Source organism: Shewanella sp. QJM3NY_23, assembly GCF_056173105.1.
This window is the reverse complement of record NZ_CM149657.1, coordinates 1177121-1191764: the sequence shown is the minus strand read 5'-3', so window position 1 is coordinate 1191764 and position 14644 is coordinate 1177121. Positions and strand designations below refer to the sequence as shown.

Annotated in this window: 10 protein-coding genes; 5 read left to right on the top strand and 5 right to left on the bottom strand. The window is 47.0% G+C overall.

What is annotated here, in order from left to right; all coding sequences use genetic code 11:
• The first annotated feature begins 17 nt into the window (after window positions 1-17).
• Window positions 18-497 carry a DUF2947 domain-containing protein gene (locus AC0VXX_RS05395; RefSeq protein WP_475516247.1) on the top strand — a complete coding sequence of 160 codons (480 nt, stop codon included), beginning with the start codon at window positions 18-20 and terminating at the stop codon, window positions 495-497.
• A 66-nt stretch (window positions 498-563) separates the two neighbouring features.
• Window positions 564-1124 carry a chalcone isomerase family protein gene (locus AC0VXX_RS05390; RefSeq protein WP_475516246.1) on the top strand — a complete coding sequence of 187 codons (561 nt, stop codon included), beginning with the start codon at window positions 564-566 and terminating at the stop codon, window positions 1122-1124.
• 312 nt (window positions 1125-1436) lie between these two features.
• Here the strand turns inward: AC0VXX_RS05390 and AC0VXX_RS05385 are convergent, their stop codons facing one another.
• On the bottom strand, window positions 1437-2348 hold the full coding sequence (locus tag AC0VXX_RS05385; RefSeq protein ID WP_475516245.1) for a DUF6268 family outer membrane beta-barrel protein: 912 nt from the start codon (window positions 2346-2348) through the stop codon (window positions 1437-1439).
• Between the two features lie 379 nt (window positions 2349-2727).
• The gene (locus tag AC0VXX_RS05380) at window positions 2728-3345 is read right to left on the bottom strand and encodes a TetR/AcrR family transcriptional regulator (protein ID WP_475516244.1); all 618 of its coding nucleotides are present in this window, start codon (window positions 3343-3345) and stop codon (window positions 2728-2730) included.
• Window positions 3346-3506: 161 nt separating this feature from the next.
• Here AC0VXX_RS05380 and AC0VXX_RS05375 point away from each other — a divergent pair, with 161 nt between their 5' ends.
• The 3 genes from AC0VXX_RS05375 (at window position 3507) to AC0VXX_RS05365 (ending at window position 9971) form a co-directional block, all read left to right on the top strand.
• Entirely contained in the window at window positions 3507-4619 is a 1113-nt protein-coding gene (locus AC0VXX_RS05375; RefSeq protein WP_475516243.1) for an efflux RND transporter periplasmic adaptor subunit, read from the top strand.
• Between the two features lie 3 nt (window positions 4620-4622).
• Window positions 4623-7691, top strand: coding sequence for an efflux RND transporter permease subunit (locus tag AC0VXX_RS05370; RefSeq protein WP_475516944.1), 3069 nt, complete (start codon window positions 4623-4625; stop codon window positions 7689-7691).
• A 279-nt stretch (window positions 7692-7970) separates the two neighbouring features.
• Window positions 7971-9971, top strand: a complete 2001-nt coding sequence (locus AC0VXX_RS05365) for a methyl-accepting chemotaxis protein (protein ID WP_475516242.1) — start codon at window positions 7971-7973, stop codon at window positions 9969-9971.
• 724 nt (window positions 9972-10695) lie between these two features.
• On the opposite strand, the gene cydX is transcribed toward AC0VXX_RS05365, so the two are convergent.
• Genes cydX through AC0VXX_RS05350 form a run of 3 tightly spaced genes read right to left on the bottom strand, consistent with a single transcriptional unit; the run spans window position 10696 to window position 13536 of the window.
• A complete protein-coding gene (gene cydX, locus AC0VXX_RS05360) occupies window positions 10696-10812 on the bottom strand; it encodes a cytochrome bd-I oxidase subunit CydX (RefSeq protein WP_110456419.1) in 117 nt (38 codons plus the stop codon).
• Between the two features lie 12 nt (window positions 10813-10824).
• Window positions 10825-11964, bottom strand: coding sequence for a cytochrome d ubiquinol oxidase subunit II (gene cydB / locus AC0VXX_RS05355; protein WP_475516241.1), 1140 nt, complete (start codon window positions 11962-11964; stop codon window positions 10825-10827).
• Window positions 11965-11979: 15 nt separating this feature from the next.
• A complete protein-coding gene (locus tag AC0VXX_RS05350) occupies window positions 11980-13536 on the bottom strand; it encodes a cytochrome ubiquinol oxidase subunit I (RefSeq protein ID WP_475516240.1) in 1557 nt (518 codons plus the stop codon).
• Between the last annotated feature and the right edge of the window lie 1108 nt (window positions 13537-14644).

The window sequence follows — 14644 nt, the reverse complement described above, 5'->3', positions numbered from 1 at the left end:
TTCGATAGCGAGGCTCTGTGGCACATACTTATATTCCACTCGATCAATACCAACGTAAATGGATCTTCAATCACAAAGATCTTCCTGTCAGTGATGATGACAAGGCATTCATTAAGCCCCTTGATCAAAAATCATCAATGGAGGTGTGGAATAAATGGATAAGTAACAAGAGCAGTCGCGCCGAGCAATTTACCAAGGGTGACTGGGCAGCAAAAGCCGATGCTTGGCTTGAAACCGACCATTGGCAAAGCGCATGGGACAGCGAAGCGGCCGAACTGCCCGAAATATTACACCATCATTTTGACTGGGAAAATGACACGCCAATCTACTTTTGCTATGAAAAATATCAAGTTATTGAAACTCGGTGGGATGTTTTTGTACGCAACTGGAAGTGTTTCCTGTTTTTTGATGACGGCCCACTACTGATCTCTCCGAAGAAAAAACAAGCGGCGATATTTCATCAAAGTGGCCAATACCAAGTGGGTCAGCGAGGTTAGCCCTCGCCCCATCATCGCCATCACGGCAACCATGACTCAAACCAATAACTAAAAATGAGACCGACGATGAAACCCATTACCACCTTAACCCTATTGCTGCCTTTACTAATGACCTGTCTGGCAAATGCCAAAACGATCGCCGATGTCGAAGTGGCTGAAACGATTAAATTAGCTGACAACACCTTGCAACTCAATGGCGCTGGCGTGCGCAGTAAATTCTTTATGGACTTGTATGTAGGCAGTCTTTACCTTCAGCAGCCAAGCAGTGACGTTGAGGCCATTATCAACGCCCCCAAGGCTGTGATCCGGCTTAATATCACCTCTGGGATGATCACCTCTGACAAAATGAGCGATGCCATTATCACCGGGTTTGACGATGCCACCCAAGGCCATGTTGCCCCAATTAAGCAACACATTGACACTTTTATGGCCTTATTTAATGAGCCTATAGTTGAGGGTGATCAGTTTACCTTTGAGACCACTCAGGACGTTGGCGTCAGTGCCTATAAAAACAACCAATTACAGGCAAACATTCAAGGCGAAGACTTTAGACAAGCCTTACTTAATATTTGGCTTGGGGACTCACCAGCACAAAGCAGCTTAAAGGCGGCAATGCTGGGACAATAAGGTACCAACAATTGGGACGGGGCTAACATAAACGCTCATCACCATCTGGCGCTATCATTTGGAGTAGAGCGAATTATTGCTATTAGTTGTTGATTCGAGTTGTTGGTGCTTATTAACGTTACTTATTGATATGAATCACGAGCTCTTATGCAACACATCACACAGCCTAACAAACAATAAGCCCAGCATTATTGGCTGGGCTTATTCATTAATTTAAGACTCTCTTTGGGGCCCTTAATGACCTGGCCTAACTCGCATTAAAATTTCACTCAGATATTGAGCGCAAACTTGCGTTGATATGAAGAGCGTATATTAGAACTTATATTGCGCTGCAAACGCCATAGCGAGTTGATTATCTAGGGTATCGGTATTATTGGGTTCGCTCAGCTCCATTTCGCCATTAAAGTAATAACCTAAATAGCCATTGAGTGAAAATGACTCATTCACCGCCCATCCTGCACGCACAAAGCTTGCCCACTCGTCGATTTCGACGGCCACGTTATCATCTTTAACTAAAAATCGTTGAGTACGCTTCGATGCGCCAACACCCACATCGATATCATCAGACAGCTTATAACTCAGCTCCAAACCTGCTGGGCCACTAAAACCAGCCGAAAATGGATTGCCCAGCTTGAGTCTGTCACTAATTTGCCAGTTAACCGCCAGATAAGGCACGGTTCTAACCTCTGAAATATCGTTTAAATAGGCTACGCCAAGCCCCAACATATTGCCATTATTGAATCGGTACATGCCTGAGGCGACCACACCATAGCTTTGTGCATTTGATCGCGAGGCATCATCTGTGTAAGCGTATTGGATCTTAGGCGCAAACAGGAACATCCAGCGCTGATTAGGCCGAAAACTCAGCCCCACACCGGCACTGTAACGGTCAACTGATGACCAAGGGGACAGTTGCCCCCCCATTAATCCAGCTCCTCTGCCAGACCAATCAAAATCTAACTTGTCATAGTTGGCATTTAAACTGAGAGACCACTGCTTATTCAGTGGTATATCGCTCTTAACACCAAATAACCAGGTATCTCGCTGTAACTCGTAGCCCGAGTTATTCACGTCGGCATCTGAGGTCGCAATACGAGATACACTCAAAGTCAGCGGCGAGTAAGGTTTGGCCACAGCAGACGCGCTAGCCCCCAGGGTGGCAACCGCACCAAATAGTAAGGAGGTCGATAGGCGAGAAAAACGGCTGTTGTTATAAAAAATCATGCTAACTCCATCGCAGCAATATAAAAATAATGGATGATCGTTATCGATCACGGCAATGTTCACCGCAACAAAAACGAAATGCAATAGCTTAAAGAATTACACTGTGGCTATTACGGTTATTGAGCGCACTACTGCTTACTATCACGCCATATTATTGAGATTATTACTTTTTTACAGCATCTATAACACAACTTGTGACACCCACGACTCAGCGCCATTAATCAACTTCAGGGACTCTCTTTGGTGTAATAAAGTGGCCTGCAAGCAAAGCGTTATCAGTACGTATCAGTGCTACAAACCGATCAGCTGCGCCAAGATTATAGCTCAACTTAAATCGTCTATTTTCCCGCGATGTTTATTCACCATGCTTCAATGACACTCAAATTTCGCTGCGATAACCTCGTAAAAACATCTCAACCGTCTCTTTTATGTATCGCGTGCGATGGGGCGCGATATCCTCCACTGCCAATCCCAACTCTAACTTTAGGCGCATTTCACCAAATAACATAAGGCATAAACGCACAGCGGCGCCGCGAACGTCGCCAAACTGATAATGGCCAAGACGCTGCACCTCAATAAAATAATGCTCTAACAAGCCAATAAGATGTTCAGGACCGGCATTAAAATACAAAGTTGAAATATCTGGATGGGTATCGGCTTGTGCCACGCAGGCTTTAAACACATCAATGGCTTCGGAAGAGACCACCATATCACTGAAATAATGCCCAAATTGCAGTAAAGTCCGCTCCGGGTACTCTGGCGAAATAAACAGCTGATCAGTAACTTGATGTACCACACATTTAGACTCTATCGCCGCCACAAAGAGCTCATCTTTGCTGCCAAAATGGGCGTAAACCGTTTGTTTCGACACCCCGGCTTTTTTAGCCACCTCATCCATACTCGTATGAGGAAATCCTTGCCCACAGAACAGCTCAATGGCGGCTGTTAATATTTGCTCACGTTTTTGTTCACTACGACTGACCGATAAATGCGCCATTCATTCTCCAAAGAATATTGAACAGATTAATCAATTGAATACTTAACTATTCTTACTTATTACTAGACTAGACTAGACAGTCTAGTCTTTGCAAATTAGACTACCAATTAATTAACATAATAACCACCAAACATTAACCACCCACGGATACCCTCTTAATAATGCAACGATTTAGCGCCACAGCGTCAACGACCATACTGCTCATTTTAGCGTTAGCCGTCACCAGTAGCGCGTGTCAGCAACCCAGTGAGTCCAACGCAATCGTGCAGAGCGTGCCAACAGTAGCAACCAGCCAATTGGAATTAGTCCCAAGCTATCAGTTTGAGCAACAATTTACCGGTACTATTCGCGCTGGCAACACCACAGGCATTGGCTTTGAGCTCGCCGGGAAAATTGAGCAACTGGCGGTGGATAGTGGCGATCGAGTCACTGCGGGGCAAGTATTAGCCCGGCTTGATACTGCATTATTAGAGGCTGAAAAGCGTGAATTTGAAGCCAATTTGGCACAAAACAGCGCCGATCTGCAATTGGCTAAAAATACCCTAGAGCGCAGTTTGGCTCTTAAACAACAGGGTTATGCTTCAGAACAACAACTTGATGAACTCAAAGGGCAACTCAATAGCTTACAGGCGGGCAGACAACGCTTAATCGCCGCAATCGAAGCCAACAAACTGCGTATCAGCAAATCCACGCTTTTAGCGCCATTTGATGGCATCATTGCAAATAGAAATAATAACTTAGGTGAAGTTGTCGCCGTAGGTTCTCCGCTATTTACCCTTGTAGAACAAGGTAACCCACAGGCCATTATTGGTGTTCCGGTCAATATTGCCCAAACACTACAAGCAGGCCAGTCGCTACCTTTATCGGTAAATCAACAGCGTTACACCGCCAAAATCGCAGGGATCAGCGCCGAGGTCAATCCTGTGACCCGCACCGTAGCGGTGCGCTTTACCCTGCCCAGTGACGCACAAGCATTAAATGGTGAGCTGGCATATCTGTATTATGAAAAAACGATTCAACAGCCAGGATTTTGGGTGCCGCTCACCTCACTGACCGACGGCCTGCGAGGCCTGTGGAACCTCTATGTGTTAATGCCTGAGCCCCAAGAGCACTACCGTATCGAACGCCGAGACGTTGATATCCTCTACACTCGCGGCGAACACGCCTTCGTCACCGGCGCGCTCAAGCATGGTGAACGCTATGTCACCACTGGGCTACATAAGCTTGTCGTCGGTGAAATCGTTACAGGTCATTCTGCCCCTGCGGCGAGGTAGATGATGATCAAAACTATTGTCGAAAATGGCCGCCTAGCCAGTTTGGTGATCGCACTGCTGATAGTGGCCGGGTTAGGTGCCATTAGCAGCCTGCCACGCATGGAAGATCCCAACATCACCAACCGCTTCGCCTCTATCGTCACGCCATACCCTGGTGCGTCGGCAGAGCGCGTCGAAGCCTTGGTGACCGAAGTACTTGAAAATCAGCTACGTCGATTGGAAGAACTTAAATTAATTCAATCGACTTCTCGGCCTGGGATCTCGGTTATCCAACTTGAACTCAAAGACAATGTCATCGATACCGAACCCGTGTGGTCGCGCGCGCGCGATCTGCTCAGCGATGCTAACAGTCAGCTGCCTGCCAGTGCGCAAAACCCGCGCTTTGACGATCAATTAGGCTACGCAAACACCGCCATTTTAGGTCTAGTATGGCAAGGCGATACCGCCCCTAGACTCGACATTATCCATAGGTATGCCAAAGAGTTACAGAATAAATTACGCTTAATTAGTGGCACAGATTTCGTCAAGCTTTATGGCGCACCTACCGAAGAAATTTTGGTGCAACTCGATGGCCATAAGGTTAATCAACTCGGGCTGAGTCCGGGGGCTATCGCCCAGATTTTAACGAACGCCGACGCCAAAGTGTCTGCTGGCGAAATTAATAACGCCAGTTTTCGCGCCCTAGTCGAAGTGTCCGGCGAACTCGACTCGGTCACGCGGATAAAACAGGTGCCGTTAAAAGTGGATGCTAACGGCCAGATTATTCGCTTAGCCGAAGTTGCTCACATCAGCCGCCAAGCCAAAACGCCCCAAAGCAGCATCGCCTTAATAGAGCAGCAACAAGGGGTAATGGTGGCAGCTCGCATGCTTAATACCACCCGAGTCGATCTGTGGTTACAACAAGTACACCTTGTGGTTGAGCAGATGCAGACTGAGTTATCAGCTAACGTTGAAATTCAATGGCTGTTCGATCAAGAGGGCTACACCACAGAGCGGCTCAGTGACTTAATCGGCAGTTTGCTATTAGGTTTTATCATCATCTTAGTGGTGTTGATGCTGACCTTGGGGCTTCGTAATGCGGTGATCGTCTCCTTGTCCTTACCGCTCACCGCCCTGTTTACCCTCGCCTGCATGAAATACGTTGGCTTACCTATTCACCAAATGTCTGTCACTGGATTAGTCGTGGCGCTGGGGATCATGGTGGATAACGCCATTGTGATTGTCGATGCTATCGCGCAGCGTCGCCAGCAAGGCCTTAATAGGCTCACCGCCGTGGGCGATACTTTAAAACACCTATGGCTGCCACTGGCTGGCTCCACCATCACCACTATGCTGGCCTTCGCACCAATTGTGTTAATGCCTGGCGCGGCGGGTGAGTTTGTCGGCGGCATTGCCATTTCTGTGATGTTTGCCCTGCTGGGTTCCTATTTAATATCCCACACCTTGATTGCCGGATTAGCGGGTCGTTTTGGCTCTACGGCAAGCGCCAACAAGTGGTATCAAAAGGGCATTGATTTTCCAGCCCTTAGCCGCGCATTCACTTTCACTTTGCAACATGCACTGCAGCGACCATTATGGGCGGCGATCATCATCGGCATTTTACCGATCTCAGGGTTCATGGCGGCCGGGCAGATGACTGAGCAGTTTTTTCCTCCCTCGGATCGCGATATGTTTCAAATCGAGGTTTACCTCCCACCACAATCGAGTATTGAGCACACTCACTCAGTGGTGAAACAGATTGATACAGCCCTACGCGCAGGCGGCGAGATCCAGCGTCTCGATTGGATGATTGGCACCAACGCGCCCTCCTTCTACTATAACTTGCTGCAACGTCAACAAGGGGCCAGTAACTATGCCCAGGCTATGGTCAAAGTGGCCGATTTCGCGACGGCTAATCGCTTGATCTCTGCGTTTCAGCAGCAACTGGATAATGCCTTTCCAGAGGCGCAAGTGATCGTTAGAAAGCTCGAGCAAGGTCCGCCGTTTAACGCGCCCGTTGAGCTAAGAATTTTCGGCCCAAACCTTGATACCTTACGTGAAATGGGTGATGCGGTGCGCAAGGTACTTATCACCACAGAGCATGTGATCCACACACGCGCCACGCTCAGTGCTGGCGCGCCTAAGGTGTGGTTTCAAATCGATGAAGATGCCAGCATGATGAGTGGGTTGACGCTTACCGACATCGCCCAGCAAATTGAAATGGCCACCTCGGGCATCGTGGGCGGCAGCATACTAGAACAAACCGAATCTCTGCCCATAAGAGTGCGCAGCCAGCAAACCACCCGTGAGCAGCCAAACAAGTTAGCCGAAATCACCTTGCTGTCTCACAGTGGCACTGGCATCGCCCTCTCGGCGCTGTCGACCAGTCGCATTGATGTTAGTCTAGGCGCGATTACCCGACGTGACGGTCAGCGCGTCAACAGTATCGAAGCCTATTTAGTCAGCGGCGTATTACCGCAAACAGTGCTTAATCAAGCACTGGGGCGCATTACGCAGCTGCCATTGCCGGCAGGCTATCGGATTGAGGTTGGCGGCGAAAGCGCCAAACGTAATGAAGCGGTAGGTAATCTGTTGTCGAGTATCCTCTTGGTGATCACCCTACTACTGGCCACCGTGGTACTGTCATTTAATTCATTTAGGCTTACCGCCATCATCTTATTTAGCGCTGCCCAGTCGGCGGGGTTGGGATTACTGGCGGTCTATCTATTTGGTTATCCGTTTGGTTTTACGGTGATCATCGGCCTCTTAGGCCTTATGGGACTGGCCATTAATGCGGCCATTGTGATTTTGGCTGAGCTAGAAGATATGCCCAATAAGCGCCATGAAAGCGTGGGCGACATCATCAAGGTGGTCAGTAGTTGTGGCCGCCATATCGGTTCAACCACCATTACCACCATAGGCGGCTTTATTCCCTTGATTATTGCCGGCGGCGGCTTTTGGCCCCCATTTGCGATTGCTATTGCCGGTGGCACCTTATTAACCACCCTATTATCATTAGTGTGGGTACCGACCATGTATCAGTTGCTTATGATAAAACGCCCCAGCAACACAAAAGGCAATGCAGTAACTTAGCATCCAGAGCCAGCGTTTACGATAGCCACTTAAGTTAGCTGCATAAGTTAGCCGTATAAGTGAGCGAAATCATCACACCTTACACAACGCTCCCCTGCGCCAAGGCTAATGCCCCTTGGTGTAGGTCAATAACACATAATAAAGATTGCCCAACAGATATGCGCTATGATGTAACCATCTAATTTTTAATTATTAAGTTGAATTAGACCTATATCAAAACATTGCCGATAACATTTCTATATATTTAGCAAACAATAATAAACAAGCATGGATAGACGGATGAATTACAAACATTGGCCGGTCGCAAAACAGATAGGTGTGCTCGCCTTTATACTCACCATAATCGTATTTAGTATTATTAGCAGTGTCTCTTATATCACTGCCAGTAATGTGCTCGAACAAAAAGGTGTTAGCGCCATGAAGGCGCAAATGAACAGCACCGCCGACCTTATCGAGCTGCAGTACCACAGTTTATTATCATTAGCTCGTCGCAACGCCGATATCTTGCGCACCATGTATCCGGGACAATTTTATAAACCCGACAAAATTGTCAATGTATTGGGGACGCCTACGCCAGCATTAGCCCACGAGCGTGAGCAAATTAACGCCTCAAAGAGTAAAGTGGATCGGTTTTCTAGTCTAACGGGCGGCACTGCAACGGTATTTGTGCGTGATGGCGATGACTTTATCCGTATTTCAACCTCATTGAAAAAAGCCAATGGTCAACGCGCATTAGGCACCTATCTGGGCACCAAGCACCCAGGCTACGCTGCGCTGATCAAGGGCGAAGAGTTTGAAGGTTACGCCAAGCTGTTTGGTAAGGATTACATGACGGTTTATCGCCCGATAACTGGGCCTGCGGGCGATGTCATCGGTATCCTGTATATCGGTTTCGATATCACTGACTCGCTTACTGAACTACAACAGTCGATGAACCAACTCAAGCTGGAAGAGTCAGGCTACTTCACCCTACTGCGTAATAACGATAACACGATTATCGCCCAACCACATCAAACGGCTGGCACCACGCTGACTGACAGCATTTTAGACGGCATAAGTCTTGAGCAAGCCAAGCAAGATAAAGGTGAGCGTGAGTATCTCAATAGCCAAAATGAAGCCATGTATGCTTATTCACTCAATATCCCGGGCTGGCAATGGACCCTACTGGGTCAAACCAAAATGCGCGAGCTAAATGAAGAAAGCCTAACTTTATTGGCTATCAATGCGGCAGTAGCATTGTTCGGTATTCTGTTTATTACCCTGCTCCTCTCTTTAGTGCTGTTTAAAACCCTTAAGCCATTAGGCGTGCTGCAATACCAACTCACCCAACTGGGTGAAGGCGACTTATCACAACAATTTGCGACGGTATCAAGCGACAGTGATAACGAGGTCGATAAAATTACCATCAGCGCGCACCAAATGGCGACTAGCCTCAGAACCTTAATTGATGCACTGCAATCCTCGGTTAATACCTTAGAAACCCAAGCTGAAACGGCCCAAGAAACCGCTCGACTCAACGGTGAAGAGTCACAAGCATTGATGGCGCAAACCGATCAAATTGCTACCGCTATTGAAGAGATGTCGACCTCTATCCGGGATGTGGCCAGCCATGCTGGTGAAGGAGCCAATCGCAGTCAGCAAGTTGACAGTGCATCGCGTGATGGCCATCAACAGTTAGGTATGGTCGTGCAAGGATTAAACACCTTAAGCGAGCAACTCAATACGAGTCACATCAGTGTCGAAAACGTCAGTAAAGAAAGTGAAGCGATTAGTAAAGTGACCGAAGTGATCAACAGTATCGCTGAACAGACCAACCTGTTGGCACTCAATGCCGCCATTGAAGCCGCCCGCGCGGGAGAACAAGGACGCGGGTTTGCCGTGGTCGCCGATGAAGTTCGCACCTTAGCCCAGCGCACTCAGTCTTCAATTTCTGAAATTAGTCAGACCATTGCTCAACTACAATCACAGGTCAAGGTTACTGCCCAGCAAATGGGGCAAAGCCAACAATTGGGCACAGAGTCCGCCAATCAAGGCCAAGAAGTTGCATCGCAGCTTAATCAAATCACCACCAGTATCGGTGAGCTAGCCATCACCTCAAGCAGCATTGCCAGTGCAACAGAGCAACAAAGCGCAGTGGCCGATGAGATAACCCGTAACTTGCATCAAATCACAGAGCTGGCTCGCGAGGGTGAACTGCGCGCCAATGAAACCCTTGATGCCGCCGAAGGTTTATCGACTCTCGCCCATGAGATAAAACAGAAGATCAGCATCTTTAAATAACCCCAAAAAAACCACCAGGCCATCTACAAACTCAATGGCCTGGTGGCTCTGATATAATGGCCCAAATCAACGACCTAGCCAAACGAGCTCGCCTAAAACCTCAAGACTCAGCCCGTAGTCAAATAAGCGTGCTTCACTGTGGCGCACATTGCTATCACTTCAGCTTGAATCACCACTTAATTACTTGCTACACCGGCCTGCGAGCCAAAGACCAATCACCTCACCTGTAAAGCTGTGCTCACGCTGAGTGATATACCGCGCGACTCGGATCACATCGAAACAGGCTCCTAAATAGACACCATGAGAGGCACAGTGATAGACGTCGATATTCGCAGCACCGACTCACCCAATATGCACAGACAAAGCCCTTATGCTGCGCCTAGTGGTCAATCCCCTAGGCAATGGCAATATTAGCCCTTTTCGTTTTCAGCCTGTGACGACCGCCTTAACCGCTCTTTGTAACATAGCGCCGCTGTCTGCTTATCAATAAGCAATAAGCAGGCTCAATCCTTCGATGGCTCAATCCTTGCTGCGCAGAATGACCTGAGTAATTGAATAGCTGAGTCGTTGAATAGCTGAGTCGTTGAATAACTAAGTTGCGATATCAAACGATTCACCATGCCAATGGCAATAAAAAACCCCGTATCTACCAAAGTAAAGTACGGGGTTTAGAGATAACGCGACCAGCCATATTTAGGCAGCGACGCTTATCTTAGCGACGAGATTAATCTTGTTTATCTGCGTCTCTGTCCATGTTTTCAGTATTTTCTAACCACAAGGCGTTGATAATACCGAAAGAACACGCCAGCAAAATGCCTAAAATCCAAGCAAAGTACCACATAGTGTCGGCTCCTTAGTAAAGTGACGTCTTGTTATCTTCGATGTAGCTGCGGCTTAAGCGGCCAAACATCTTCAAGTAAGTCCAAATGGTGTAGCTGAGTACTATCGGTACAAAGATAGCGGCTGCCCATGTCATCACGGTTAATGTCATATGACTGGCTGTCGCATCCCACATAGTTAAGCTCACGTTAGGCTCAAGTGATGATGGCATCACAAATGGGAACATAGCTGCGCCACAGGTCAAAATAATCATCGCCACTGCAACAGAGCTGAACAAGAACGCAAAACCTGAGCGGTTAAAACGACTCGCTAGCAAGGCCAGTAGTGGCATTGCAATGCCCAAAATCGGGAACAGCATAGTCACAGGGTACTTGTCATAGTTTGCTAACCAGGCACCGGCTTCAACGGCAACCGTTTTTAAGGTTGGGTTTGACACGCCGTGAGTATCAAGCGCAGATGTGATCACATAACCGTCAATCCCATTGGCTAACCAAACACCAGCGAGGGTAAACAGCACAGCCAATAACAGAGCAAACACTTGAGTGGCTTTCGCAGCACGAACGCGAAGCTCACCTTCTGTCTTCATCTGTAACCAAGCAGCACCTTGCATCATGATCATCGCCACACTCACCAGACCAGCTAACAAACCAAATGGATTCAGCAGCCCAAACAAGCCACCATGATAAGTTGCACGTAGGAACTCATCAAAGTTAAACGGCACACCTTGTAACAAGTTACCAAATGCCACACCAATGATCAGCGGCGGAACAAAACCACCGGCAAACAATGCCCAGTCCCAGCTCTTACGCCATCTTGGATCTTCAATTTTCGAGCGATAATCGAAACCCACTGGGCGCATAAACAGGGCAAACAGCACCAACATCATCGCCACATAAAAGCCAGAGAAAGATACCGCGTACACCATAGGCCAAGCAGCAAATAGCGCACCACCTGCGGTGATTAACCATACTTGGTTACCATCCCAGTGAGGGGCAATCGAGTTAATCATGATACGGCGATCGGTATCATCTTTACCGATGATAGGCAGCAATGCCCCCACTCCCATATCGAAACCGTCGGTGACGGCAAATCCGATGAATAGCACACCAATCAGTGCCCACCAGATAAATCTTAATATCTCATAATCAAACATAATCAGATCTCCGGCTTAAGCATCTAGCTGTTCAAAGTGATAACGACCTGTTTTCAGGCTGCTAGGGCCTTTACGAGCAAACTTAATCATTAAGAACAGCTCGATAACCAACAACACTGAATAGAACAAGGTAATTGAAATGATACTGAACCACAGATCGCTTACATTCAGGCTCGATGCCGACATGAAGGTAGGCAAGACCTCAGAAATGGTCCAAGGTTGGCGACCGTACTCGGCGACAAACCAACCACACTCAATCGCGATCCAAGGCAATGGTAAGCTGTATAGCGCAGCTTTAAGTACCCATGGTTTCTCTTCGATTTGGTGACGTGTGCTTTGCCAGAAAGCGGCAGCGAACACAAACAACATGATCACACCAAGACCGACCATCACGCGGAAGCTCCAAAACATCGGCGCGACCGATGGGATAGAATCTTTCGCCGCAGCTTGAATTTGCTCTTCGGTAGCATCAACCACATTGTCCGTGTAACGCTTAAGCAGTAAGCCATAGCCTAAGTCCACTTTAGCCTCTTCAAAAGCGGCTCGCAGCTCAGGAGTTTCGTTACCCGCACGCAACTCTGTTAGCATCGCGTAGGCTTTCATACCGTTACGAATACGCACTTCGTGTTCGGCAATCAAGTCACGAATACCAGTCACCTCTTCATCCAGAGAGCGAGTTGCAATAATGCCCATCGCATAAGGGATTTTAATGGCATAATCGGTGTGCATGGTTTCTTGATTTGGGAAACCCACAGCGGTAAATGCCGCAGGAGCTGGCTCAGTGTGCCATTCTGCTTCAATCGCGGCTAATTTAACTCGCTGTACTTCGCCGACCTTATAACCCGATTCGTCGCCTAATACGATAACCGACAAGATAGAGGCCATACCAAAACTGGCTGCAATCGCGAATGAACGACGAGCAAAAGGCAGGTCACGCTTTTTCAAGATGTAGTAAGCACTGATAGCTAAAACAAACATCGCGCCCGCTACATAACCTGACGCCACTGTATGCACAAACTTCACCTGCGCAACGGGGTTAAATACCACCTCAGCAAAGCTGGTCATCTCCATACGCATGGTTTCGTAGTTAAATACGCTACCGACGGGGTTTTGCATCCAACCATTAGCCACTAGGATCCACAAGGCTGACATGTTTGAGCCCAGCGCCACTAACCAGGTAACGGTTAAGTGTTGGCGCTTACTGAAACGATCCCAACCAAAGAAGAACATCCCGACTAAAGTCGATTCGAGGAAGAACGCCATCAACCCTTCAATCGCCAGCGGTGCACCAAAAATATCACCCACATAATGTGAGTAATACGACCAGTTAGTTCCAAATTGGAACTCCATCGCCAACCCGGTGGTCACACCGAGAGCAAAGTTAATACCAAATAGCTTACCCCAGAACTTGGTCATATCTTTATAGATCTGCTTATCGGTCATCACATAAAGTGATTCCATAATGGCTAGCAAGAACGCTAACCCCAAGGTCAAAGGAACAAACAGGAAGTGATACATAGCTGTCAGCGCGAACTGCAAGCGCGAGAGCTCAACAACCTCTTCAACAATCATCAGTGACTCCTTAGGTGGTGCGAACATTATTACGATGAGATCCCCATCCACCGTAAAATGCATTTTTTAAGAACTTTATTGTTCAAAGTGATCCGTATATGTCGCCATATACTAAACCGCCAAATATTTACTTTTCAGTCAAATTGAGTAAAACAGTGCTTCAAAAGGCGTCCCCCACATAAAAACGAGACACACCCCACGAAACGGTAAGCTTTGTGATCTCTAACCCCTAAAAATCAACAGCGAAATAATTAAAAGTAATTTTTTCAGAAACTTACAACAGGGCTCGGCAAGTATACCGTGGGTATTTTATACCACTGAGAATTGATTCAAATCAATCAATCATGCCAGCAATAATGGGTTTTGCGGCAGACGACACACTTCACCCGCCAAGGTGATTGCCAAAACAAACAAAACATGATAGGTGGTTGCGACAATTGATAAAAGACAATACTTATAACCCCTAAGCATGTATATCTCCACAAAAAGGACATTTAACAAAACTTAACAAATAAACCATTATTATCACTAACCATAAAAAACAAACAAATCAAAATAAATACAAGTAAAAACAAAAGCATAAAACCATTGACAGCTCAACAAGTAATCACCTGTGAATTTAAATCATTATATTTACTAATGATAAATCTTAATTTTAATCGTTTGTCCAAAATAAGACGTCTGGTTACCATACCGCCCAGTAGAGGAGCCTATAAGGCCATCCGCTGAAGTCGCCCAGTGGTGTTCGGCTCCACTCATACCATCAACCACTATGTAGAGATATCAAAATGAAAAGCTTATTTGACCGTTTAGTAAACAGCTATAAGCGTATTTTTGTTGAATTATATCAAGCTAATGCTCGTTAAGACGCTGTTTAGCAAGAGCTTTAGTTAGAGTTTTGCTAGCGCGAAACCGCCATCATCTCGGTAACGGGGTGGTGGCGTTTTCATATCTAGAGCCTAATTTGCCATAGTCACATTATAGTTTAGCATTTGCTGATATACTTGCTAAAAGTTAATCGCTGCGGTTTAAAAAATGCCGCATAACCCTAAGTTTAAGTATATAAAGATAAAAATGGCGTATAGATAAGCCTTTATCGCTATTTAGC